The following is a 21,529-nucleotide window of genomic DNA, read 5'->3' as shown; positions in this document are numbered from 1 at the left end:
TCTGGCCTGCATCCGGAGCCGGGGCGGGGAAGGATGGAGACGTGAATCCGCAGCGGATCCTTGTGGTGGGCGCCGGTCACGTCGGCCTGTACGCGGCCCTGCGCCTGTCGAAGAAGCTCCGGTCGTGGGAGGCGGAGGTCATCGTCGTCGACCCCCAGCCGCACATGACGTACCAACCCTTCCTGCCCGAGGCGGCGGCCGGCAACATCTCGCCCCGGCACTCCGTGGTGCCGCTGCGGCGCGAGTTGCGGCGCTGCACCATCGTCGCCGGTACCGTCACCCGGATCGAGCACGACCGGAAGACCGCCATCGTGCAGCCGATCATCGGGCCGGCCCGGGAGATCGGCTACGACCACATCGTGGTGGCGCCCGGATCGGTCTCCCGTACCCTGCCCATCCCCGGCCTGGCCGAGCAGGGCATTGGTTTCAAGACCATCGGCGAGGCGATCTACCTGCGCAACCACGTGCTGGACCGGTTGGACGTGGCGGCCGCCACCACCGACCCGGATACCCGGCGCTGCGCGCTGACCTTCGTCTTCGTCGGCGGCGGCTACGCCGGCATCGAGGCACTCGCCGAGATGGAGGACATGGCCCGGGACGCCCTGAAGTACTACCCCGAGCTGAAGCCCGACGACATGCGCTGGGTACTCGTCGAGGCGACCCTTCGGGTGCTGCCCGAGGTCGACCGGGACATGGGCGCGTACACCGTCACCCAGTTGCTGAAGCGGAAGATGGACATCCGGCTGGAGACCCGGCTGGAGTCCTGTGTGGACGGCCTGGTCCGGCTCTCCGACGGGGACAGCTTCCGGGCCGACACCATCGTCTGGACGGCCGGGGTGAAGCCGTCGCCGATGCTGGCCCAGACCGACCTGCCGCGGGACGAGCGGGGGCGGGTCACCTGCCTGCCGACCCTCCAGGTGGTCGACGGCGACCGGATCGTCGACGGGGCGTGGAGCGCCGGTGACTGCGCGGCGGTGCCGGACCTGACCGGCCCGCCCGGGGCGTACTGCTCGCCGAGTGCCCAGCACGCGGTGCGGCAGGCGGCCCGGATGGCCGACAACATCAGGGCGGTGATCCGGGGCCGGACGCCGGTGGACTACAAGCACAAGCACGCCGGCAGCGTGGCCAGCCTCGGCCTGCACAAGGGGGTCGCCCAGGTCTACGGGATCAAGCTCAAGGGGTTGCCGGCCTGGTTCATGCACCGGACTTACCACATGAGCCGGATTCCGTCGTTCAACCGCAAGGTGCGGGTGATCGTGGACTGGACGCTGGCTTTCGTGCTGCGCCGCGAGGTGGTGGCGCTGGGCCAGTTGCACGACCCCCGGGAGGAGTTCGTCGAGGCGAGCGCGGGGGCGGGCAGCCGCCCCGGCGACCGCAAGCCGGTCTGACCCCGGCCGGTCCCGCCGCAGGCCGGCCGGCTCCGCCGAGCACGGTGCCCGGTCCGCCACGCGCGGCCGGGCACCGTCGCCGCGGTCAGAACTTCCAGGTCCAGGCGTCGGCCATCCGGGTACCCGGACCGTACAGCGCCTCCAGGGTGCCCTTCAGGCTCGCCGCGTTCGGGGCGTCGTCGGCGACCGCGACACAGGAGGCGCCCCAGAAGTCGATGGCCCGGCGGGCCTGGTCCCGCTGTTCCTGGAGGATCGACGGCACCCCGCCGTTCTTGGACACGTCGGCCAGCAGTTGCGAGGTCGGCTGCTTGTAGGTGCCCATCGACGCCTGCCCCTCGGCCGCGTACGGGCCGATGAAGAAGCCCTCGGGCAGCGCGAAAGACGCGTCGGCGGCGGTCGCCCAGCGCATCGGCCAGGGCTCCTGCGGGGTCGGCAGCGGCACCGGCACGAGTACGCCGTTCGGCTCGACGCAGTCCCGCCAGTGCCCGTCCGCGATGAACCGGGGCAGCGGCGGCCGGGGAGCGGTCGGGATCTGGGCCGGGAAGATCGGCAGCAGCGCGACGACGGCGGCCAGCGGCACCATCACCTGCACCGGCTTCTCCGGGGTGGCCAGCCCCTTGTCGACCGCCAGCACCAGCACGGTGGCGATCAGCGGCAACAGGGCCAGCGCGAAGCGCATCGGCAGCGCCCCGTCCACCACGGGAACGCCGAGCAGCAGCGTGTAAGGACCGGTGATCCCGGTCTGCTCCTTGTCGACCACGATCGTCGGCCCGAGCGACAGCGCCGCCATCACGACGCCGGAGACGAGGCAGGCGATCACCACCGGTCGCCGGATCAGCCAGCCGACGGCGAGGACCGCCGCCAGCAGCAGCGGCCAGCCCAGGAAGGTGTTGTACTCGGCCGGCCCGGTGGTCAGCCGGGCGGCCTCCGGGGAGCCGGCGATCGACATCGGGGAGATGGCCGACCAGCTCGCCAGGTCGGCATAGAAGTAGTGCGGGCTGAACATCCCGTTCGGCACGCTCTGCGGCCCGGCGAACTGGAACCAGAGCGGGTACGCCAGCAGCGGCAGCGCCAGCCCCACCGCCAACACCATCCCGGCGAGGAAGCCGGGCAGCACCCGGCGGGCCAGTGACCAGTTCGCGGCGGCGTACGCCAGGGTGAAGACGACCAGGGCGACGGCGGCCAGGAAGAGCGTCTCCTCGCCGACGAAGACCTGCACCGTCACCCCGGCGGCGAGCCCGACGGCCGAGGTGACGACCCGCCGCCAGTCGATTCCCGGCCGGTCGGGCCGGCCCTGCGGATCGGCGGCCCGCACCATCCGGACGACCAGCCAGATCAGCACCGGCACCAGCCACTGCGCGGTCATGTGCAGGTGACTGTTGGACTGGGAGATGATCCCCGGCCCGAAGCCGCAGAGCCCGGCACCGAGCGCGGCCGCGAGCCGGCGGGCGCCGAGCAGCCGGGTGAAGAGCAGGTACCAGGCGATCGCGGTGCCGGCCAGGTTGCCGGCGGCGAGCAGCGCGAAGGTGACCGGCGCGCCGAAGGCCAGCGTGATCGGCGCGAACAGGAAGCCGAGGGCGATGACCGTGGTGTTGGCCATCAGGTTCACCCCGTCCGGGGCGTTCAGCCGCTCGCTCAGCAGACTGAAGTCGCCGTGCAGCACCCGGGAGTCCATCGCCAGGAACCACTCGTAGAGGGCCTGGTCCTCCGGGTTGAGCGCCAGCACCCGGGCGCCCGGGTCCGGCCAGAGCCCGGCGGTGAGCCAGCCGGCGAGGAGGACGAAGAGCAGGCAGATCCCCAGGTCGGGTCCGTGCCGGTGCAGTGCGCCGGGCCAGCGTCCCCGGAAGGACCGGGTCGGGCCGGAGACGGAGGCTGTCGTGGCCGGGCCGGGGTCGGCGTCCTGCGCCGCGCGGGCAGTGCTGGTCACGACAGTGACCCTAGTGCCGATCCGCGAACGGGGTGCGCCCGGTGGGGCTCCACCCGCTACCGTGGCAGGCACCAGGACCGAGGGGTCCGGCACCCGCCCGGGTGGTGGAAAGGCAGACACGGCCGCCTTAAAAGCGGCTGCCGCAAGGCGTGCGGGTTCGACCCCCGCCCCGGGCACCGCCGTCGCCGTCGCCGCGTGGGTCTCCCTTCCGACAGGCCGGGACCCGCCCGCCGGGTGGTGCGGTGACGTGGATCTCCACAACGTCGCCGGTGCCCATTACCCTGGATAGGGCACGGGCACTGCGCACCGACCTTTTCAGGAGGCTTGACAAAGTGAAGACGTCCAATCCGGTGCTGTCCCGACTCGGCCAGGCGGCCGAGCGGGAGCGCGCCGCGGGTCACGCCCCGGCCGGCGCATACGGGCAGCCCGGCTACGGGCAGCCCTACCCGACGGACGCGGGCTACCCCGCCGCGCCGCCCACCGTGACGCCGATGTCCATCGACGACGTCGTCGTCAAGACGGTCACCCTGCTCGGCATCACCGGCCTCTCCGCCGCGCTCGCCTGGGTACTCGTGCCGGACGCGCTGGTCGGCGCCGCCTGGATCGGGGCCGCCGTCGTCGGGCTGGTGCTCGGCCTGGTGATCTCGTTCATGCGGATGGCCAACCCGGCACTTGTCGTCACCTACGCCGTCGTCGAGGGTGTCTTCGTCGGCATGGTCAGCAAGTTCTTCGAGTCCTTCCTCGGTCACGACGGCATCGTCCTCCAGGCGGTGATCGCCACCTTCGGGGTCTTCTTCCTGATGGCCGGGCTCTACAAGGCCAAGGTCATCCGGGCTACCCCGAAGTTCGTCCGGGGCGTCATCGCGGCCACGGTCGGCATCTTCGCGGTCATCCTGATCAACTTCGTGCTGGCGCTCTTCGGCATCGAGACCGGGCTGCGCAGTGGTGGCCCGGTCGCCATCGGGTTCAGCCTGATCTGCATTGTGATCGCCTCGCTCAGCTTCATCCTCAGCTTCCACGAGGTCGAAGAGGGCGTGCGGATGGGCCTGCCGAGCCGCTACTCCTGGACCGCCGCCTTCGGCATCCTGGTCAGCCTGGTCTGGCTCTACATCGAGATCCTGCGGTTGCTCAGCTACTTCCAGGGCGACGACTGACCCGGTCGACGCCCCTGACGGGACGACATCCGGCGGCCGTGCCGGCCCGCCGAACCTGCACCGACGCCCGTCCCCGCCGCAGGCGGGGGCGGGCGTCGGCGTACGCGGGGGTGCGGCGGGCGCCGGTGGCCCAGTCGACTGGGTGGCGGGGACGGCCTGCCGGTCCGGTACGCCTGGTACTGCGCGTTCGGGCTGCTGGTCGGGCTGGTCTTGCGCTACCGGCAGATCCTCCGGCCGCTCAGCTACGTCCGCCGGTGAACCGACCGTAGACTCCCCGCGATGAACGCGCCCGAACCCGTCGTCCGCCCGGCCGAGCCGCTGCTCCGCCAGCTCGACCTGCTCGTCCGGCAGGTGGGGCACTGGACCCCGCCGCGCTGGGCGGCACCGGGCCCGTCCGGCGGGACGGCCCGGGCCGACCTGGTGCACCGGCTCGTCCAACGGCTGGCCGACCTGGCCGCGGCGGCGGCCGGCGAGCCGGCCCGGCCGGTACCCCGGCTGGAGAACGACCTGGCCCTGCCCGACCAGCTCCGGGTGGTGGTCGCCGACCTGGTCGCCGCGGACCCGGCGCCGCCGGTGCTGGCCGGGGCGGCCGACGAGATGGCAACCGTCCGGCAGGCGCTCTGACCGCGCCCGCCGTCGGCGAGCCTGCCGCCGACTGTCGCCGCGCCCCCGGCGGCCCGGCGCTCGGCGGTCGGCTCAGCTGAGCCGCTCCAGCACCATCGCCATGCCCTGACCGCCGCCCACGCACATGGTCTCCAGCCCGATCGTCCGGTCGTGCCAGTCCAGGGCGTTGAGCAGGGTGCCGGTGATCCGGGCGCCGGTCATCCCGAACGGGTGTCCCACGGCGATCGCGCCGCCCATCACGTTCAGCTTCTCCAGCGGGATGTCGAGCTGGCGGTACGACGGGATCACCTGGGCCGCGAACGCCTCGTTGATCTCGACCAGGTCGACGTCGTCGATCGTCATCCCGGCCCGCCGCAGCGCCTGCCGGGACGCCTCGACCGGACCGAGTCCCATGATCTCCGGGGAGAGTGCGGTCACCCCGGTGGAGACGATCCGGGCCAGCGGAGTGATCTCCAGTTCGCGGGCCCGTTCGGCGCTCATCACCACCACCGCCGCCGCCCCGTCGTTGAGCGGGCAGCAGTTGCCGGCGGTGATCCGGCCGTCGGGTCGGAAGACCGGCTTCAGTCCGGCCACCGCCTCCACGGTCACTCCCGGGCGCGGCCCGTCGTCGGCGTCGACCCACTCCCCGGACGGCAGGGTGACCGGGGTGATCTCCCGGGCCCAGAAGCCGTCGGCGATCGCCTTCTCCGCGAGGTTCTGGCTGCGTACGCCGAACTCGTCCATCTCGGCCCGGGTCACGTCGTACGCCTGGGCGAGGTTCTCGGCGGTCTGCCCCATCGCCAGGTAGACGTCCGGCAGCCCGCCGTCCAGCCGGGGATCGGTCCAGACCGGTGCGTCGGCCTCGGTACGGGCCGCCGAGCGGGCCCGTGCCGCGTCGAACCTCGGGTTCTGCCAACCGCCGCCGACCAGCTCCTGCGCCTCCGGGGACAGGCCGTCGGAGTTGCCCCGGGCGTACCGGGAGACGCACTCCACACCGGCCGAGACGAAGATGTCGCCCTCGCCGGCCCGGATGGCGTGCAGCGCCATCCGGGTGGTCTGTAGCGAGGAGGCGCAGTAGCGGGTGAGGGTCGCCCCGGGCACGGTGTCCAGGCCGAGCAGTGTCGTCACCACCCGGGCCATGTTGAAGCCCTGTTCGCCGCCGGGCAGCCCGCAGCCGAGGTAGAGGTCGTCGATCTGGCGCGGGTCGAGCTGTGGAATCTTGTCGAGCGCGGCCTGCACGATCGTCGCGGCCAGGTCGTCCGGGCGCAGTTCTCGCAGGGAGCCCTTGTGGGCCCGGCCGATGGGGGAGCGGGCGGTCGCGACGATAACGGCATCGCGGGGGGACGCGGTCGGCATGAACCAACGTTAACCCGGGTTGCCCCGCCGGTCATCAGTGGGCGGCTCCGCTTCCGTCCGGCGGGCAACGGCGGCGACCAGTTCCGCGACGAACCGGTCGGGATCGTGGTCGAGCAGCTGGTCGCCGGCCGGCCCGAGGAAGGCGACCAGGAAGGCCCGGTAGAAGCAGGCGCCCAGGAAGAGGTTGGCCAACGCCACCGGATCGGCCGTGGGCACGATCCGGCCCAGTTCCCGCTCCCGCCGGAGATACTCGGCCAGCTGGTCGTTGGCGTGTTGCGGCCCGGCGCCGGTGCTCAGGAAGAGGGCGCGCTGCCGGTCCAGCAGCACCGGCTCGGCGAAGAGGGCCATCGCGAGCTGGCCGGAGTCGGCGTAGACCCGCAGCATCTCGTGGCCGAGGCCGGTCAGCCGGTCCGGCACGCTGCCGGTGCCCGCCTGGTCCGGCAGCCGGATCATCAACCCGATGAACGGGGCGAGCCGGATCCGCAGTACGGCGAGGAAGAGTTCCTCCTTGCCGGTGAAGTACTTGTAGAGGGTGGCCTCGGAGCACCCGGCGATCCGGGCGATCTCCTTGGTCGTGGTGTGTGCCAGCCCCTGCTCCCGGATCACCGTGGAGGCCGCGGCCAGGATGCGTTCCCGGGTCGTCTCGCCTCGGCTCGTCGTGCTCATCGCCCTCGTTCCGTCGGCCGCCCACGGGCGGCGGTACGCCGGCCCCCCACACATCCTCGCCAACGCCACCCGCCGGCCGCCGACCAGAGGTGCACGGCGTGCTTGACAGGTGGTGAGTGCTCACTAGTCTAGTGGTAAGTGAACACTCACTCACGTACCGGGGACGGGGAGAGGCATGAAGCTCACGATCTTCGCGGCCAGCGGCGGGATCGGTCGGCACCTGCTCCGGCAGGCGGTCGACGCCGGCCACGACGTGACGGCGGTGGTACGAGACCCGGCGCGGCTGTCCGGCGAGCCCGAGGGCGTACGGATCGTCCGGGGCGACCTGGGCCACCCCGACCCGGCACCGCTGGCCGACGCCGTCGACGGGGCCGACGCGGTGCTGTCCGGCCTCGGCCCCCGGTCGATGGCGGACAGCGGGGTGACCTCCCGGGGCACCAGGGCGATCGTCACCGCGATGCGCGCCAGGGGAGTACGCCGGATCGTCGTGGTCAGTGCCGCCCCGGTCTCCACCGTCGCCGCGCCCGGCCAGCGGAAGCCCTCGCCCGACCCGGGTGAGGGACCCCTCGTGCGCTACCTGCTCGGCCCGATCCTCAAGACCGTGCTGCGCAGGCACTACGTCGACCTGGCGGTGACGGAGGAACTGCTCCGGGACAGCGACCTGGACTGGACCGTCGTCCGCCCGCCCCGGCTGACCGACAGGCCGCTGACCGGTGCCTACCGGACCGCGTACGGGCGCAGTGTGCGGGGCGGGCTCGTCGTGCCGCGCGCCGACGTCGCGCACTGCATGCTGCGGGCGCTCGAACAACCGGAGACGATCCGGCAGGCGGTCGCCGTCGCCACCTGAACATCCGCCCCCGGTGGCCCGGGACCTGGTGGGGCTACCGCTGCCGGGTGCCGGCGGCGGCCCGGGCCACGGCGGGGAGCAGGGCGTGCGCCCAGACCCGGTAGCCGTCGGCCGACGGGTGGTAGCCGTCGTGGCAGAGCGTGCCGGCGTCGGCCCGGAACACGGCGCCGGTCTCGGCGGCCAGGTCCACCACCGTGCCGCCGGCCTCGATGACGGCAACCGCCTGCGCCCGCGCGGTCTGCCGGCCCAGCCAGCCGGCGACCTGCCGCAACGGCGGCGCGATGGCCCGGACCGCGCCGAGATCGGGGCAGGTGCCGACCACCACCCGGACACCGGCGCCGCGCAGCCGGCGTACCGCCGCGCCGAGGTACGCCGCCGCCTCGCCCGGCCGGCGCAGCCCCACCACGTCGTTCGCGCCGACCAGGATCACCGCCACGTCCGGCTGCTCGCCGAGCAGTGCCCGGGCCACCTGGGTCGCCAGGTCGGTGGAGCGGGAGCCGGAGACGCCGACGCTGGAGAGCCGCACCTGGCGCTGACCGCCGCCGACCAGCGCCGCCCCCTCGGAGAGCAGCCGGGCGAGCTGCCCGCCGACCGTCTCGTCGGCCCGGTCCACCCCGACCCCGAGCGCGGCCGAGTCGCCGAGCAGGACCAGCCGCAGCGGCGGGGCACCGGCCCGGCCGACCGTGGAGCGCAGGGCCAGGCCCAGCTCCGGGCGGGCGTACCGGCGGTTGCGGGCCACGAACGCCTCGCCGGCCAGCAGCGCGATCCCGCCGACCGCACCGGCGAGCAGCGTGACCGCGGCCCCCCGGGCGATCCGGGTCGCTATCCCGTACGTCGCCGTGCCGATCGTCGTGTCGAGTCCCGTCATGCCCGTTCCTCTACTGTGGAGGACGTCGCCTCGTCCAGCGGTGCCGGTGTCTCCGGTGGGCCTCCAGTCTCCCCCGAGCGGGGGTGCCCGAACCAGGCCCCACGGCGGCGAAGCTGCGCCCACCGGCCGCCCGGGCCGTGCTCGTGGCCGTCGACCCGGACCGCCCGGACCTCCGTACCCGCGTGCCGGGCCGCCTCCTGGGCCGCCGCCGGCAGCGACCGTACGCCCTGGTCGCCGACGAGCGACGGGCGGTGCTCCGGGCGTGCGCCGAGCGCGGCCAGTACGGTCGGCAGCAGGGCGGCCGCCGCGATCGCGTACCCCTCGGCGGAGGGATGGAAGTGGTCCCAGGCGAACATCCGGGTCGGCTCGGCGGCGAACCGGGGACCGAGCAGGTCGCCGAGGGAGACCGTCAGGCCACCGGCCTCGACCACCGCCACGGTCTGCGCGGCGGCCAGTTGCCGGCTCCACCGCCGGGCCAGCCAGCGCAGCGGCGGCTTGATCGGCTGGATCGCACCGAGGTCGGGGCAGGTGCCGACCACCACCTGCGCCCCGGCCGCCCGCAGCTCGCGTACCGCCTCGACGAGATAGCGGACCGCCATCGCGTGCGGCGTACGGTTCGTCACGTCGTTGCCGCCGATCAGGATCACCGCCACGTCCGGCTCGCGCTCCAGCGCCGCGTCGACCTGCGGGCGCAGCCCCGAGGAGAGGCAGCCGACCACGGCGTACCGGTAGAGCCGGACCGGCCGGCGCAACCGCCGGGAGGTGCCGGTGGCGAGCAGTGCGCCGGGCGTCTCCCGGGGCCGGTGCACCCCGTAGCCGGCGGCCGAGGAGTCGCCCAGGACCACCATGGTGATCGGCTCGCCGGGAAACTTGGCACCGTAGACGCCGTCGCCACGCGGCGGCGGCGCCTCGGCCAGCGGGATCACCCGACGGGCCTGCCGGGCCTGCCCGAGCAGCAGCGCGTACCCGGCGGCGGTGGTCAGCGCGGCCAGCCCGGCGCCCAGGGCCGTCGCCTCGGCCACCCGCCGGGCGACCGGGGATTGCAACGCCGACCGCTGCGGTTGCCACCGCGACGTCAGGTTCCGTTGCCGCGACCGCTGTCGCCTCGTCGATCCGGCCGGACTCATCAGGGCCCCCCGCCTGTCGCGCCGTACCCCTCGCGACCTTCGACACTAGCTCCGCCTCGCCCATCCGCGCTGTCGGCGTCCCGCCAGCGCGACGGATGCCGCCTCGGGTACCCGGCCAGCGCCGGTTCACCGCCGGCCGGGCGGACGTTTCCGCTCGGGAGCCCCCGAAATATCTCGACGGGCGCCCGGTTGCGATCGGATGCATCATTGGGTGCAGAGGAGGGTGCCGACATGGCCACCAAGACACTTCGCCGAACCGCCGCGTTCCGGGCGCTGTTCCGGGCCCTGACCGCCGGTTCCCGGGGCGGGCCGTCGCTGGGCAGGCGGATCGCCGCCCTGCCCCGCATGATCGCCGCCACCGTCCGGGGCGAGTACGACGGCGGGGTGCGGCTCGCCCTGATGACCGCCGCGACCGCGTACGTGCTCTCCCCGGTCGACGTGCTGCCGGAACTGACGCTGTTGATCTTCGGTCTGGCCGACGACGCGGTGATGGTGACCTGGCTGGCCGGTGCCGTACTCGCCGAGACCGAGCGCTTCCTGGAGTGGGAGGCCCGCCGCGCCTCCGTCGTCCCCGGCCGGCTGGCACACTGACACCGTTCCTGCTGCGCCCGGCCGGCGCGGTCACCCGCTGCGCCCGGCCTGCGCGGTCACCTACCGGCCCGGGTCCTGCGGCCACCGGCCGGGCCGGCGGCACGTACGCTGACGGAAGAACCAGACCATCCTTCGCCCCGACCGCACGCCACCAGCACCGACGTGCCCGGCCAGTGCCGTCCGGCCGGCGAGCAGGCGAGAAGGGCACAACGTCGTGCGCTACTACGACAACGTCATCGAGCTGATCGGTGACACCCCGCTGGTCCGACTCCGGCAGGTGACCGCCGGCATCTCGGCGACCGTGCTGGCCAAGATCGAGTACTTCAACCCGGGCGGCTCGGTCAAGGACCGGATCGCGCTGCGGATGGTCGAGGAGGCGGAGCGGGCCGGACTGCTCGGGCCGGGTGGCACCATCGTCGAGCCGACCAGCGGGAACACCGGGGTCGGACTGGCGCTGGTGGCCCAGACCCGGGGCTACCGCTGCGTCTTCGTCTGCCCCGACAAGGTCAGCGAGGACAAGCAGAACGTGCTCCGGGCGTACGGCGCCGAGGTGGTGGTCTGCCCGACCGCGGTGGCGCCGGAGGACCCGCGCTCCTACTACAACGTCTCCGACCGGTTGACCCGGGAGATCCCCGGCGCCTGGAAGCCCAACCAGTACGCCAACCCGGCGAACCCGCGCTCGCACTACGAGACGACCGGTCCCGAGCTGTGGGAGCAGACCGGCGGCCGGATCACGCACTTCGTAGCCGGGGTCGGCACCGGCGGCACCATCTCCGGCACCGGCCGCTACCTCAAGGAGGTCTCCGGCGGGGCGGTACGGATCATCGGCGCCGACCCGGAGGGCTCGGTCTACTCCGGCGGCACCGGCCGGCCGTACCTGGTCGAGGGGGTCGGCGAGGACTTCTGGCCGGAGACGTACGACCGGGGCATCTGCGACGAGATCGTGGAGGTCTCCGACAAGACCTCCTTCGAGCTGACCCGGCGGCTCGCCCGCGAGGAGGGGCTGCTGGTCGGCGGCTCCTGCGGGATGGCGGTGGCCGCCGCCCTGGAGGTGGCCCGGCGGGCCGGCCCGGACGACGTGGTCGTGGTGCTGCTGCCGGACGGCGGCCGGGGCTACCTGTCCAAGATCTTCGACGACGAGTGGATGGCCCGGTACGGATTCATGGACACCAGCGCCACCGAGCCGACCGTGGCCGACGCGCTGAACAGCAAGCCGAACGGCATGCCGGAGCTGGTCCACGTACACCCGACCGAGACGGTCCGGGACGCGGTCGACTACATGCGCGAGTACGCCGTCTCCCAGTTGCCGGTGCTCAAGGCCGAGCCGCCGGTGGTGACCGGCGAGGTGGCCGGCTCGATCGCCGAACGCGACCTGCTGGACGCGCTCTTCACCGGGCAGGCGAAGCTGCACGACACCATCGAGCGGCACATGGGCCCACCACTGCCGATGATCGGCGGCGGGCAGCCGGTGAGCGAGGCGGTCGGGCTGCTGGAGAAGTCCGACGCCGCGCTGGTGCTGGTGGACGGCAAGCCGAAGGGCGTACTCACCCGGCAGGACCTGCTGGCCCACCTGGGCGCACACACCCGCTGAACCGAGGTGTAAGGAAGGGCCCCTTCCTATCGCTTTTTGTATAAGCAGGGGCCCTTCCTTTCACCGGGTCAGCTCGGCGGGGACGGCGATGACGTCGACGAAGGCGCCCCGGCGGAGCAGGGTGATCGGCAGCCGGCTGCCGATGGCCGGACCGAGCATCAGCCGTTGCAGGCTCTGCCCGTCCGCCACCGGCCGGCCGCCGGCCGTGACCACCACGTCACCCAGGTAGATCCCGGCGACCCCGGCCGGGCTCTCCGGGACCACCTCCACCACCCGCAGCCCGCGCCGCTGGCCGGTACGCTCGGCGACGGCCGGCGGCAGCGGCACCGGCACCCCGGCGACACCCAGCCAGGCCCGGCGGACCCGTCCGGAGGTCACCAGGTCGCCGATGATCTGCCGGGTGGTGGGATTGATCGGCACCGCCAGGCCGAGGCCGTACCCGGCGACCGCGGTGTTGATCCCGACGACCCGGCCGGCGGCGTCGGCCAGCGCCCCGCCGGAGTTGCCGGGGTTGAGCGCGGCATCGGTCTGGATGACGTCCTCGATCAGCCGGACCACCCGGCCGTCCCGGGCCGGCAGCGAGCGGCCCAGCCCGGAGACCACCCCGGCGGTGACCGAGCCGGCCAGCCCCATCGGGTTGCCGACCGCCACCACGAGCTGCCCGATCCGCAGCGGATCGGCGTCGCCGAGTTCGGCGGGCGGGGCGCCGGTCGCCCGGACCCGGAGCACGGCCAGGTCGGAGAGCGGATCGGTGCCGACCACGTCGAACCGAGCCTCCGCGCCGTCGCCAAAGGTGGCCAGCCCACTCGTCGCGCCGTCCACCACGTGCGCGCTGGTGAGCAGGAAGCCGTCGTCGGTGAAGGTGACCGCCGAGCCGGCGCCGGCCCCGCGCGGCCCGCGCACCGCCAGCGCGGCCACGCTGGGCAGCACCCGGCTCGCGACCCCGGTCACCACCTTCGAGTACGCGTCGAGCGCGGCCCCCTCGGCGCGCTCCGGTACTCCTCGTTCGGTGTCCATGTGCCGGTCAACAGCGGCCGGGCCGAGGTCGATCCCCGGCCACGCTGCGCCCAGAGCGAAATCCCGCCGAGCGCCGCCGCTACGTCGTCGCTGTCAGGGCAGGTCGCGGGCGTACCGGAGCTGCGGGGTCAGGACGCGACCGATGCCGCCCTCCCGCTGGGCGCCGTCCGGGCGCCAGCCGCCCCGGAGGTAGAAGTCCCGGGCGTGCGCGTTCTCGGCGAGCACCCAGAGCACGGCCCGGCGCCAACCGCGGGCGTGCAGCTTCGCCAGGGCGTCGACCATCAGGGTCCGGCCCGTCCCTTGGCCCTGCTCGGCCGGGTCGAGGTGGATCGCGTACAACTCGCCGACGTCCGGGCCGGCCGAGTCCGGCTCGGCCGGATCGTGCGGCCCGAGATAGGTGAACCCGACCGGTTCGCCGGCCCGTTCCGCCACCGTCATCTGGTGGGTGTCCCGCTCGTAGGACCAGCGCTCCGTCCAGTACCGCCCCATCATCTCGGCGGTCTCCGCCGCCAGCGCGTCGGCCGGGACGATGTCCCGGTAGGCCATCGCCCGGGATCTGTGTTGGAGCGCTCCGATCGCCATCAGGTCGCCGGCGGCCGCCGGGCGCAGGTTGAGGGTCATGATGATGATCGTAGTAACGTGGCCGACATGGTCACCTGGGACAGAGTGTGTGATCTGGTGTCGGTGTTGCCCGAAGTGGAACAGGGCATCTCGTACGGGACACCCGCCTGCAAGATCCGCGGCAAGCTCTTCGTCCGACTGCTGGAGGACCGCGAACGGATCGCGATCTTCACGCACGAGCGGGAGGCGCTGCTCGACGCGGCGCCGCAGACCTACACGGTGCCGGCGCACTACGCCAACTATCCGATGGTGGTGGTCGCGCTGGACCGGGCCGACCCGGTCGAGTTGAGCGAACTGCTCACCGAGTCGTGGCGGATCAGGGCGCCGCAGCGGCTGGCGGCGACGCTGCCCCGCTGACTCAGGGCGCAGCGGTTGGTGGTGAGCCCGTCCTGCTGACCGCTGCCCGGGGTGGCACGGCCACCCGGGTCAGGTCCTCGGCGACCACCAGCTCACCGTCGAAGTGCTCCCGGGCCTCGGTCGCGAAGCGCTCGGCGGCCGGCGGCACCCCGGCCCGGGACGTCGGGCCGTAACGCTGGGAGAAGTGGGTCAGCACGAGCCGGCGTACCCCGGACTCGGCCGCCACCCGGGCGGCCTGGGCCGCGGTCAGGTGCCCGACCTCGGCGGCGAGCGCGGCGTCCTCGGTCAGGAACGTCGACTCGATCACCAGCAGGTCGGCCCGCTCGGCCAGCTCGAAAACTCCGTCACAGAGGCCGGTGTCCATCACGAAACCGAACCGCTGGCCGGGCCGGGGCGCGCTCACCTCGGCCAGCGTCACCCGCCGGCCCGCCGCGTCGACCTGCCCGGTACGGATCAACTCGCCGACCGCCGGACCCCGGATCCCGTACGCCGCCAGCCGCTCCGGCAGCATCCGCCACTCGTCCGGCTCGACCAGCCGGTAGCCGTACGTCGGCACCGGATGCCGGAGCCGGCGGGCCAGCAACGTGCCGGCGGCGGTGCCGAAGGTCTGCCCGTCCCGCAGCACCGGCAGCTCGCGCAGCTCGGCGGTCTCGTGGAAGGAGCTGGCGTGCCGCAGCCGGGCGAAGAAGTGCGCGTCGTCGGCCGGGAAGTGCGCCTCGACCGGTCGGGCCACCCGGTCCAGGGAGAGCCGCTGCACCACCCCGGGCAGGCCGAGACAGTGGTCGCCGTGGAAGTGCGTGACGCAGATCCGGGTCAGGTCACCGGCCGGGATGCCGGCGAACATCATCTGCCGCTGGGTCCCCTCGCCGGGGTCGAAGAGGATCACCTCCCGGTCCCAGCGCAGCAGGTACCCGTTGTGGTTGCGGTGCCGGGTCGGGACCTGGCTGGCCGTGCCCAGCACCGCCAGCTCACGTACGGACACGGCGGGCCTCTTCCCGGGGAGTACCGGCTTGCGGCGGCGGCCGGTGGCGACGGAGGTCGACGGGGAAATGGTCGACCCCCGGGGTCCCGCGTGACGCCTGTCACGCGGGAGCCGGCTGGACTATGGCCGGCTCCCCGGGGGTCGGGTGGCTGTCGTGGATTCGCCGCACCGCTGCCACACGGTCTCGACGACTTGCAACTGCCCGCCTGCGGCGGACACCGAACTGTCAAGGACAGCGGCTAGCGGACAGCCACCTCACGAGTCCTATCGCTATACAAAGCTCGGACCACCTCCCTTCCCGTGTACGGCCACGCTATCCAGCCCGGTCGGCACCGGCAAGGGTTTTTGACCACACCGCCGGGACCGCCGAACCGGCCCGCCCGAGCGCTCCGTACGGCGCCGGCTGCCGGCTGCCGACTGCCGGCCACGGCTCAGGCGCTCTCGCCGTTCTCGCCGCTCTCGTCCACGAACTTGTAGTAGCTCATCCGGAAGCGCTGGAGCAGGGCCCGCATGAACTCCGGACCCGTCTCCGGCGAAACCCGCCCCGGCCCGGCCGGTACGCCCTTGTTGTAGAAGTCCCGCGCCAGCGCGGCCCACTCGGGGTCGAGGATGGTCAGCGACACCGCCTCGCCGGGCTGCCAGCGGAACTCGGCCACCCGCCGGTTGGTGTGCTGGGCGAACGAGTACAACGCCACCTTGGTCGGTGCCTGCTCGGTCATGTCTGCCTCCTGTGTCACCACGGCTCCTCTGGTCACCACGGATTCGGCGGATGGAAGGCCCGCCACGCCTCGCCGGTGATCATGCCCCGGCTGCGTAACTCGTCGAAGCGGTCCAGCGCACCGGCGACCGCCCTCTCGTCCAGGCCGGTGGCCCGGAGCCGGTCGGCCAGTACGGGGCTGGGTCGGTGGCCTGGAGCCGGGCCATCGTGTCCGGGCTGAGCGGGCTGTTCATCCGCTCCTGCACGAATTCCGAGCGCAGCGGCTCGGCGTTCGACTGCGGGAACGAGTAGCCGTGGTCGATGGCGACGAGGCGACCGTCCGGGCCGGTCAGGTAGTTACCCATGTGCCGGTCGGTGTTGCCGCTGACATAGTCGAGCACCGCCATCTGCTCGCGTTCCGGGACGGAGTAGTCGGTCACCTCACGGCCCTGGCTCGCGTTCTCCACGAACTCCTGCATCGAGCCGGACCCGTGCGGGCCGTCCCAGCGGGCGGTCGTCGGCACCAGGTCGAAGCCGAGGTCCTCGTTGAGGCGGGAGGCGGCGACCTCCCGGGCCGCCAGCCCGCTCTCCGGAATCGAGGAGCGGACCTGGACGAACTCGTTCTCGGGCACGTTCGGCTTGTAGATGCCGTGCGTGCCGTCGGTGAACGTGATGTCGTACACCTCGGGGTGTCTGCTGGGGTCGAGCTCGACCATGCTGTGCACCTCCCTGCCGAGCAACCGCAACTCGGCCTCGCTCGCATGATCGGGCACGGCGGGATCGGCGCCGGACCCGGCCTCCGGTTCTCCCGGCCCGTCCGCCGCCCCGTCCGCATCAGCCGCCCCGTCCGTCTCCGGCGGCTGACCCGCGCCGTCCCCGCCGTCCCCGCCGTTTCCGCCGCCGTCCCCGCTGTCGTACCACGGGTTCCGGCCAGCGTCGGACGGCGACCTCGGTTCGAGCGAGCTGAGATCGTCGGGAACGGTCGGTTGCGGAAGTCCGCGTGGCGAGCGCGGGTCAGCACCGGTCGGGCCGGAACCTCCGGGCGGCGCGGCCGGGGTGCCGGGCGTGGACGGACCGGTGGCCGGAGCGCCGGGCCTGCCGGCCAGATCGGGTGCGGTGGGTGTGCCGTAGAGGGTTCCGGTCGGAGCGGGGGCGGTGCCGGGCGACGGCGTAGCCGGGGCGGAAGCCGGGGGAATCTCCGGTGCGCCGGGGACCGTCGCCGGCGGGGCCACCCCGGCGAGCTGCGGGCTGGTCGGCGTGCCGTACACGGTGCCGGCGGGCGCCGGGTTCCGAGCCGGCGCGACGCCGTCGCCACCGCCTTCGCCGGACCCACCGTTCCCGCCGGCTCCACCCCCTCCACCCCCTCCGCCGGCTCCACCGGATCCGCCGGCTCCGCTGGGGAGATCGGTGGAGCCGGGAGCTTCCGGTGCGCGGGGGGCTGTCGGTGACGGATCGGCGGACACCGGTGTCCCGGCCGCTGGTACCGGGCCGGTCCATTGCGGCTGCGGTACGTCCGGAGTGGCGCCTGCGCCGGGGAAGCCGTCGCCGGTCGCGTCGCGCAACGCCCGCCACAGCTCGGCGAAGATGTCGTCGAGTCTGCGCAGCATCGGCATCAGCTTGGTGATGCTCCGGACCAGCCCGAGCAGCAGCTCGGAGATCTTGGCGACCCACTTCGCCACCAGCGAGCTGACCTGGGCGGCCACCAGCGGAGTGGCGGCCCCGAGGGTCAGGCCCGCCTCGGCCAGCCACATCGGCAGGCGGACGACCAGCACCGAGACGAAGTCGGCGATCAGGTCGCGGACGAGTTCCCGCACCAGGGTGACGAGCAGGCCGGCACCCTCCACGGCGGAACCGATCCCCTTGGCGGACTCGCCGATCTTCCCCAGCGAGTCGACCTGGAGACCGATGTTCGTCTGGTACGCGGTGGCCGCCGGTCCGGCCCACTCGACCAGGTCACGGGCGACGGCGGCGCGCAGCTCGTTCGCCGCCTTTACGGTGTGCTCGGCGACGTTGCGCCAGGTCTGTGCGTACGCGGAGATCTGGTCCGGGTCGCCGGCGAGCCAGTCCAGTGCGTCGGAGAGCGGCTTGACGTGCTCGATCAGCCAGGAGACGCCATAGCTGACCAGCGAGCCGAGCGGATCCAGGACGACGCTCAGCGCCTCCAGCGAGGTCGCCAGGCCGCCGATCGTCCCGTCGACCCAGCTGCCGGACTCGATGCCGTTCACCAGGTCGGCGACGCCCTCGGCGACTCCGATGCCGGTGTACCACTCGGTGCTGTCGACCCGCTGGGCGACCAGCGGATTGGCCCCTGAGGTCACAGCGGCAGCTCACGTCGGGGCGCGACGGCCCGGCTCCGGCTGGCGCTCACCTGGTCGGTCGACTCGGCGCTGGCGGCGGCCGTACGCAGTCCGGCGGCGGCGTCCCGCAGGCTGTTCAGGGATGCCTCCAGGGCCTTGACCCCGGAGCCGCCGAGTATCCCGATCATGGCGGGCAGCACCACGCCGCAGAGCTTGCCGTACGCCTCCTGACCCAGGTTGACCTGCTGTGCGGCGCCGTGCGCCGTCTGTACCGCGTCGGCGGCGGCGTCGACCGAGGTGGCGTGCCGGGCGACCGCCTCGATCGGCATGCGAATGTCCTGACCGGACACCTGTCACCTCCGGCCGTCGAGGTCGTCGTCGGGCTCGTCGGCCGGGAACCTCTGCCGGAAGCTGGCGATCACCGCCTGTCCGGTCTCCGTGTCGACGCCCACCGTCTCCCGGACGGCGGCGGTGACCGACTCGGCCAGCTTTGCCTGCGCGCGGCGCATGGTGGCCATGATCTCGGCGGCGAGGTCGCGGCCGGAGAGCGCCCGGGTGCGGTCGTCCAGCTCCAGGCCCAGCAGTACGCCGGACGAGGCGATCCGGACCCGGACCGTACCGTCGAGATTGGCCGCGGTGGTGGTGACGCCGGCAACCCGGTCGGCCATGGCCGTGGTCGCCTCGGCCCGGGCGGAGGCCTGGGCCGACCAGGAGCGGATCCATTCCTCGGCCTCGGTCGGATCCCTGTCCAGCACCGTTCCCCCGCTCGTCGTCACGTCCCCCGGCAGAGGTATTGAAGCAAACACACACCGTGTTGTCTGTCCCGGAATTTCGGTTGGTCGGCCCGGCGGGCAACTGGCGCTGGCGCGGACCCGCGCCAGCGCCAGCGCCTGTACCGGGGTCAGGCTGTCCTGGCCACGGCGACTCGGCTCACTCGTCACCGGGTTTCGACTGCGAGCCGAACCGTCGGACCTCCTGGGGCCAGCCGCATGCTTCGGCGAGCTTGCCGGCCCACATCCGGGCCGTCTCCTCGTCGGGCACGTCCACCACGGTCAGCCCGCCCAGCCACTCCTTGTTGTCGACGTAGGGCCCGTCGGTGAACACCAACGTGCCGCTCGTGGCGTCGGCACTGAAGACGGGGCCCTGCTCCAGGCCTCCGGCGAACACGTACGCCCCGGCTGCCCTGATCTCGTCCACGACCGCCGAGGCGAGTGGGCCGCGCTCGCGGAACCACTCCTCGGTGTGGTCGCCCACCCACTGCTGGTTGAAGTAGATGAGGTAATGGGCCATGTCTGCTCCCTCGTCTCGGGCGGACCTTCGTCTGCCTCCGTACCACCTACGGACGGCGCCGAGTGGATACGACACCTCGGGCAGGACGTTTTCACGTCGATGTCGGTGGGGAGCTGTGTGGCCAGGAGCCTGTCGTGCCAGGAGACGGGTGAAGGTCGGACGGCACCCGGGCGACGCCGACGGGGCAGCTCATCCCGGTGGGGCCGTGGTTGCGGTAGCCGCACCGTGGCGAACGGTGAGCTGCTGGCGAGAGGGTGGGACCGGGCCGACGTGGCCCGCGGTGAGTCAACGCGACCGGTACGCGTCCGCGCGGTCTTCGATCGCCGTAACGGTCACGACGCGGTTGTCTTCGTCGATCTCGTAGAGGACGCGGTACGTGCCCCGTCGCGCCGACCAGGTGCCTTCGAAGGGTGGTAGAAGAAGCCGTTTGCCGACCCGATTCGGGTTGTCGAGCAGGACCGTGGTGATGAACTCGTAGACGGCCGCTGCGATCTTCTCCGGCAGCCTTCCGGCTAAGGCGCGTGCGGCAGGGCCGGTGACCTGGAGTCGGTAGCGGTGGGGATTCGGGTCGGTCATCGTGACCGGTTCGACCGCTTCGCCATCAGAGCGGCGAGCTCGTCGGCGTCGAGGACGTCACCAGCTTCGACGGCTGCCCTGGATTCGGCGAGTTGCCGCATAGCCTCGGCGCTGGACAGGACCTCCAGGGTCTCCTCCAGCGCCGCAAGATCGTCGGCAGAGATGAGCACCGCGGCGGCGTGGCCGTGCCTGGTGATCTCTATCCGCTCGTGTGTCGAGGCCACCTCGTCGATGAGTTCCGAGAGGCGGTTGCGGGCCTCGGTGAACGGCACGGTAGTCATGCTCGAAGTATAGGCAGTGTCTGGCGCGAAGTCTGCACAGATCTCCGGGCATCCTGCTGTACTGGTCCGACGACTGATTCGGCATCCTGACCATCCGCCTTGCCAGGAGTTCTGAACAAGTTCAGAATTGACCGTGTCGATGTCAAGGAAGTGCACTGGAGCGAGTTGCAGCGTGATCCCAAGAGCGTCGCAGCGCTAGCCGATGCCGGCGACGTGCGTGTGCGACGCAGGGACGGCGCCGACCTGCTGTTGACCAGGGAAGATCGGATAGCCACTTCCGGCGAGGGAGCCATCGCCACCGTGCGGGCGCTCCGCAACCTTCTGGCGCATGTTCCCGTCGAGACCGCCGCAGCGGCGCTGAGCGAGGAGTTTCCCTGGCTCGAACTGCTGCCTGCCGACGCGGTGGCTCAGTTCGTCGCCGAATTCATCAAGGCAGCGAGGATATCGGCCGAGTTGGGGCAATGGTCGGTACTGGCCGAGATGCTGCGTGGGTGGAAGTCGACGGCCATGGTCTATGCCGATCCGGATCTTCTGCGCCAGCTGAGCGGCCCGGGGACGAGGACCTGGGCCCGGTGCCTGCTCCCATGGATGGCGACGCTGATGCCCGCTAAGCGAGGCGATCGGGTGGCCCCGCCGGGGAAACCGGGCGGGTGGGAAGCGCGGTTCGCCACGTCCGAGGCCCGCCAAAGGTTGGGAACACCTGTGTCAGGCCGCCCGGTCGAACACCTGGGAGGCGTGGATCGTTCTCACCGAACGACCTACCGCGCCGCCTAGCCCGCCGATCGCTGGAGAAGCTGTCGGGACGACTCGAAGCCCAGCCGTTCGTACACCGGGACTGCCTTGCGACCGGATTGAACCGTCACGCGGAGAGATCCGAGGTGTGTCGCATGCTCTGACGCAGCCTTCACGAGCGCCGAGCCGATCCCCTGGCCTCGCTGATCCGGCATGACGAAGACGCTTTGTATGTCTGCGGACAGCCGACCTGTCGCCCCGGGGCGCGGGATGCGGGGGACGAGCGCGACCCAGGCCATGCCGACGATCTCCGGTCGGCGGAGTCGAGCGACGAACGCCAGATGCGAGTCCTGGTGGGCTGCCCACCACCGCGCAAGGTCCGCCGTGAATGCCTCAACGGACAGCGGTGCTGGCTCCTCATGGAGTGTGTCCAGCCACAACAGCCGGGCCAGCTCCGCGACGTCGTCCGCGCTCGCCTGACTGATCCTCACGAGCTGAGTTTGCCACGGCCGTGGAGCGCCCCGGCCACGCCATGTCGGCGCTGGCGCGGGTCCGCGGATC

Annotated in this window: 24 protein-coding genes, 1 tRNA gene and 1 pseudogene; 10 read left to right on the top strand and 16 right to left on the bottom strand. The window is 72.5% G+C overall.

All coding sequences use genetic code 11. The annotated features are described in order from the left end of the window. Positions 1–41: 41 nt before the first annotated feature. Positions 42–1,388, top strand: a complete 1,347-nt coding sequence (locus tag O7626_RS28195) for an NAD(P)/FAD-dependent oxidoreductase (RefSeq protein ID WP_278064099.1) — start codon at positions 42–44, stop codon at positions 1,386–1,388. A gap of 85 nt (positions 1,389–1,473) precedes the next feature. Here O7626_RS28195 and O7626_RS28190 read toward each other — a convergent pair whose 3' ends face one another. After that, a complete protein-coding gene (locus O7626_RS28190; RefSeq protein WP_278064098.1) occupies positions 1,474–3,315 on the bottom strand; it encodes a hypothetical protein in 1,842 nt (613 codons plus the stop codon). 95 nt (positions 3,316–3,410) lie between these two features. Here O7626_RS28190 and O7626_RS28185 point away from each other — a divergent pair. From O7626_RS28185 to O7626_RS28170, 4 genes and pseudogenes are all read left to right on the top strand, one after another. Further along, positions 3,411–3,491 (top strand) — tRNA-Leu (locus tag O7626_RS28185). A gap of 156 nt (positions 3,492–3,647) precedes the next feature. After that, complete coding sequence (locus O7626_RS28180) at positions 3,648–4,469, top strand: Bax inhibitor-1/YccA family protein (RefSeq protein ID WP_278064097.1); 822 nt, start codon at positions 3,648–3,650, stop codon at positions 4,467–4,469. Between the two features lie 156 nt (positions 4,470–4,625). After that, positions 4,626–4,727: pseudogene (locus O7626_RS28175) on the top strand (Bax inhibitor-1/YccA family protein); the annotation flags it as partial. A gap of 21 nt (positions 4,728–4,748) precedes the next feature. Continuing rightward, positions 4,749–5,093, top strand: coding sequence for a hypothetical protein (locus O7626_RS28170; RefSeq protein WP_278064096.1), 345 nt, complete (start codon positions 4,749–4,751; stop codon positions 5,091–5,093). Positions 5,094–5,165: 72 nt separating this feature from the next. Here O7626_RS28170 and O7626_RS28165 read toward each other — a convergent pair whose 3' ends face one another. Together O7626_RS28165 and O7626_RS28160 are read right to left on the bottom strand one after the other, a co-directional pair. Continuing rightward, the gene (locus O7626_RS28165) at positions 5,166–6,428 is read right to left on the bottom strand and encodes an acetyl-CoA C-acetyltransferase (RefSeq protein WP_278064095.1); all 1,263 of its coding nucleotides are present in this window, start codon (positions 6,426–6,428) and stop codon (positions 5,166–5,168) included. Between the two features lie 9 nt (positions 6,429–6,437). Further along, positions 6,438–7,094: a TetR/AcrR family transcriptional regulator gene (locus O7626_RS28160; protein ID WP_278064094.1), complete on the bottom strand. Its 657-nt coding sequence runs from the start codon at positions 7,092–7,094 to the stop codon at positions 6,438–6,440. A gap of 175 nt (positions 7,095–7,269) precedes the next feature. On the opposite strand from O7626_RS28160, the gene O7626_RS28155 reads away from it, so the two are divergent. Then, positions 7,270–7,941 (top strand): NAD(P)H-binding protein, encoded by a 672-nt coding sequence (locus O7626_RS28155; protein WP_278064093.1) that lies wholly within the window; start codon positions 7,270–7,272, stop codon positions 7,939–7,941. A 34-nt stretch (positions 7,942–7,975) separates the two neighbouring features. Here O7626_RS28155 and O7626_RS28150 read toward each other — a convergent pair whose 3' ends face one another. After that, positions 7,976–8,809, bottom strand: coding sequence for an SGNH/GDSL hydrolase family protein (locus O7626_RS28150; RefSeq protein WP_278064092.1), 834 nt, complete (start codon positions 8,807–8,809; stop codon positions 7,976–7,978). Beyond that, the gene (locus O7626_RS28145; protein WP_278064091.1) at positions 8,806–9,855 is read right to left on the bottom strand and encodes an SGNH/GDSL hydrolase family protein; all 1,050 of its coding nucleotides are present in this window, start codon (positions 9,853–9,855) and stop codon (positions 8,806–8,808) included. Before O7626_RS28145 ends, O7626_RS28150 begins: the two co-directional genes overlap by 4 nt. Positions 9,856–10,167: 312 nt before the next feature. Here O7626_RS28145 and O7626_RS28140 point away from each other — a divergent pair, with 312 nt between their 5' ends. Continuing rightward, positions 10,168–10,527 (top strand): YkvA family protein, encoded by a 360-nt coding sequence (locus O7626_RS28140; protein ID WP_278064090.1) that lies wholly within the window; start codon positions 10,168–10,170, stop codon positions 10,525–10,527. Between the two features lie 214 nt (positions 10,528–10,741). Then, positions 10,742–12,118 carry a cystathionine beta-synthase gene (locus O7626_RS28135; RefSeq protein WP_278064089.1) on the top strand — a complete coding sequence of 459 codons (1,377 nt, stop codon included), beginning with the start codon at positions 10,742–10,744 and terminating at the stop codon, positions 12,116–12,118. Positions 12,119–12,178: 60 nt separating this feature from the next. On the opposite strand, the gene O7626_RS28130 is transcribed toward O7626_RS28135, so the two are convergent. Together O7626_RS28130 and O7626_RS28125 are read right to left on the bottom strand one after the other, a co-directional pair. After that, on the bottom strand, positions 12,179–13,135 hold the full coding sequence (locus O7626_RS28130) for a trypsin-like peptidase domain-containing protein (RefSeq protein ID WP_278064088.1): 957 nt from the start codon (positions 13,133–13,135) through the stop codon (positions 12,179–12,181). Positions 13,136–13,228: 93 nt separating this feature from the next. Continuing rightward, the gene (locus tag O7626_RS28125) at positions 13,229–13,756 is read right to left on the bottom strand and encodes a GNAT family N-acetyltransferase (RefSeq protein ID WP_278064087.1); all 528 of its coding nucleotides are present in this window, start codon (positions 13,754–13,756) and stop codon (positions 13,229–13,231) included. Positions 13,757–13,783: 27 nt separating this feature from the next. Between O7626_RS28125 and O7626_RS28120 the strand changes: the two genes are divergently transcribed. Beyond that, positions 13,784–14,113, top strand: coding sequence for an MmcQ/YjbR family DNA-binding protein (locus tag O7626_RS28120; RefSeq protein ID WP_278064086.1), 330 nt, complete (start codon positions 13,784–13,786; stop codon positions 14,111–14,113). A 1-nt stretch (position 14,114) separates the two neighbouring features. Here O7626_RS28120 and O7626_RS28115 read toward each other — a convergent pair whose 3' ends face one another. The 8 genes from O7626_RS28115 to O7626_RS28080 form a co-directional block, all read right to left on the bottom strand. Then, positions 14,115–15,095 (bottom strand): ribonuclease Z, encoded by a 981-nt coding sequence (locus tag O7626_RS28115; protein ID WP_278064085.1) that lies wholly within the window; start codon positions 15,093–15,095, stop codon positions 14,115–14,117. A 431-nt stretch (positions 15,096–15,526) separates the two neighbouring features. Continuing rightward, entirely contained in the window at positions 15,527–15,832 is a 306-nt protein-coding gene (locus O7626_RS28110; protein WP_278064084.1) for a hypothetical protein, read from the bottom strand. Between the two features lie 61 nt (positions 15,833–15,893). Next, positions 15,894–18,110, bottom strand: a complete 2,217-nt coding sequence (locus O7626_RS28105; protein ID WP_278064083.1) for a hypothetical protein — start codon at positions 18,108–18,110, stop codon at positions 15,894–15,896. Continuing rightward, on the bottom strand, positions 18,107–18,418 hold the full coding sequence (locus tag O7626_RS28100; RefSeq protein WP_278064082.1) for a hypothetical protein: 312 nt from the start codon (positions 18,416–18,418) through the stop codon (positions 18,107–18,109). The genes O7626_RS28105 and O7626_RS28100 overlap by 4 nt, the downstream gene beginning before the upstream one ends. Before the next feature lie 24 nt (positions 18,419–18,442). Further along, positions 18,443–18,844, bottom strand: coding sequence for a YbaB/EbfC family nucleoid-associated protein (locus O7626_RS28095; protein ID WP_278064081.1), 402 nt, complete (start codon positions 18,842–18,844; stop codon positions 18,443–18,445). A 175-nt stretch (positions 18,845–19,019) separates the two neighbouring features. Further along, entirely contained in the window at positions 19,020–19,379 is a 360-nt protein-coding gene (locus O7626_RS28090; protein ID WP_278064080.1) for a YciI family protein, read from the bottom strand. 285 nt (positions 19,380–19,664) lie between these two features. Continuing rightward, entirely contained in the window at positions 19,665–19,955 is a 291-nt protein-coding gene (locus O7626_RS28085) for a type II toxin-antitoxin system RelE/ParE family toxin (protein WP_278064079.1), read from the bottom strand. Continuing rightward, entirely contained in the window at positions 19,952–20,236 is a 285-nt protein-coding gene (locus O7626_RS28080) for a type II toxin-antitoxin system Phd/YefM family antitoxin (protein ID WP_278064078.1), read from the bottom strand. Before O7626_RS28080 ends, O7626_RS28085 begins: the two co-directional genes overlap by 4 nt. 99 nt (positions 20,237–20,335) lie before the next feature. On the opposite strand from O7626_RS28080, the gene O7626_RS28075 reads away from it, so the two are divergent. Then, entirely contained in the window at positions 20,336–21,010 is a 675-nt protein-coding gene (locus O7626_RS28075; RefSeq protein WP_278064077.1) for a hypothetical protein, read from the top strand. Here the strand turns inward: O7626_RS28075 and O7626_RS28070 are convergent. Continuing rightward, the gene (locus O7626_RS28070; protein WP_278064076.1) at positions 21,007–21,459 is read right to left on the bottom strand and encodes a GNAT family N-acetyltransferase; all 453 of its coding nucleotides are present in this window, start codon (positions 21,457–21,459) and stop codon (positions 21,007–21,009) included. The genes O7626_RS28075 and O7626_RS28070 overlap by 4 nt on opposite strands. Positions 21,460–21,529: the final 70 nt, after the last annotated feature.

This window comes from Micromonospora sp. WMMD1102 (genome assembly GCF_029626265.1).
Classification (GTDB): Bacteria; Actinomycetota; Actinomycetes; order Mycobacteriales; family Micromonosporaceae; genus Plantactinospora.
Note: the sequence above shows the minus strand (reverse complement) of the source record. Positions and strands in the feature narration are given on the sequence as shown.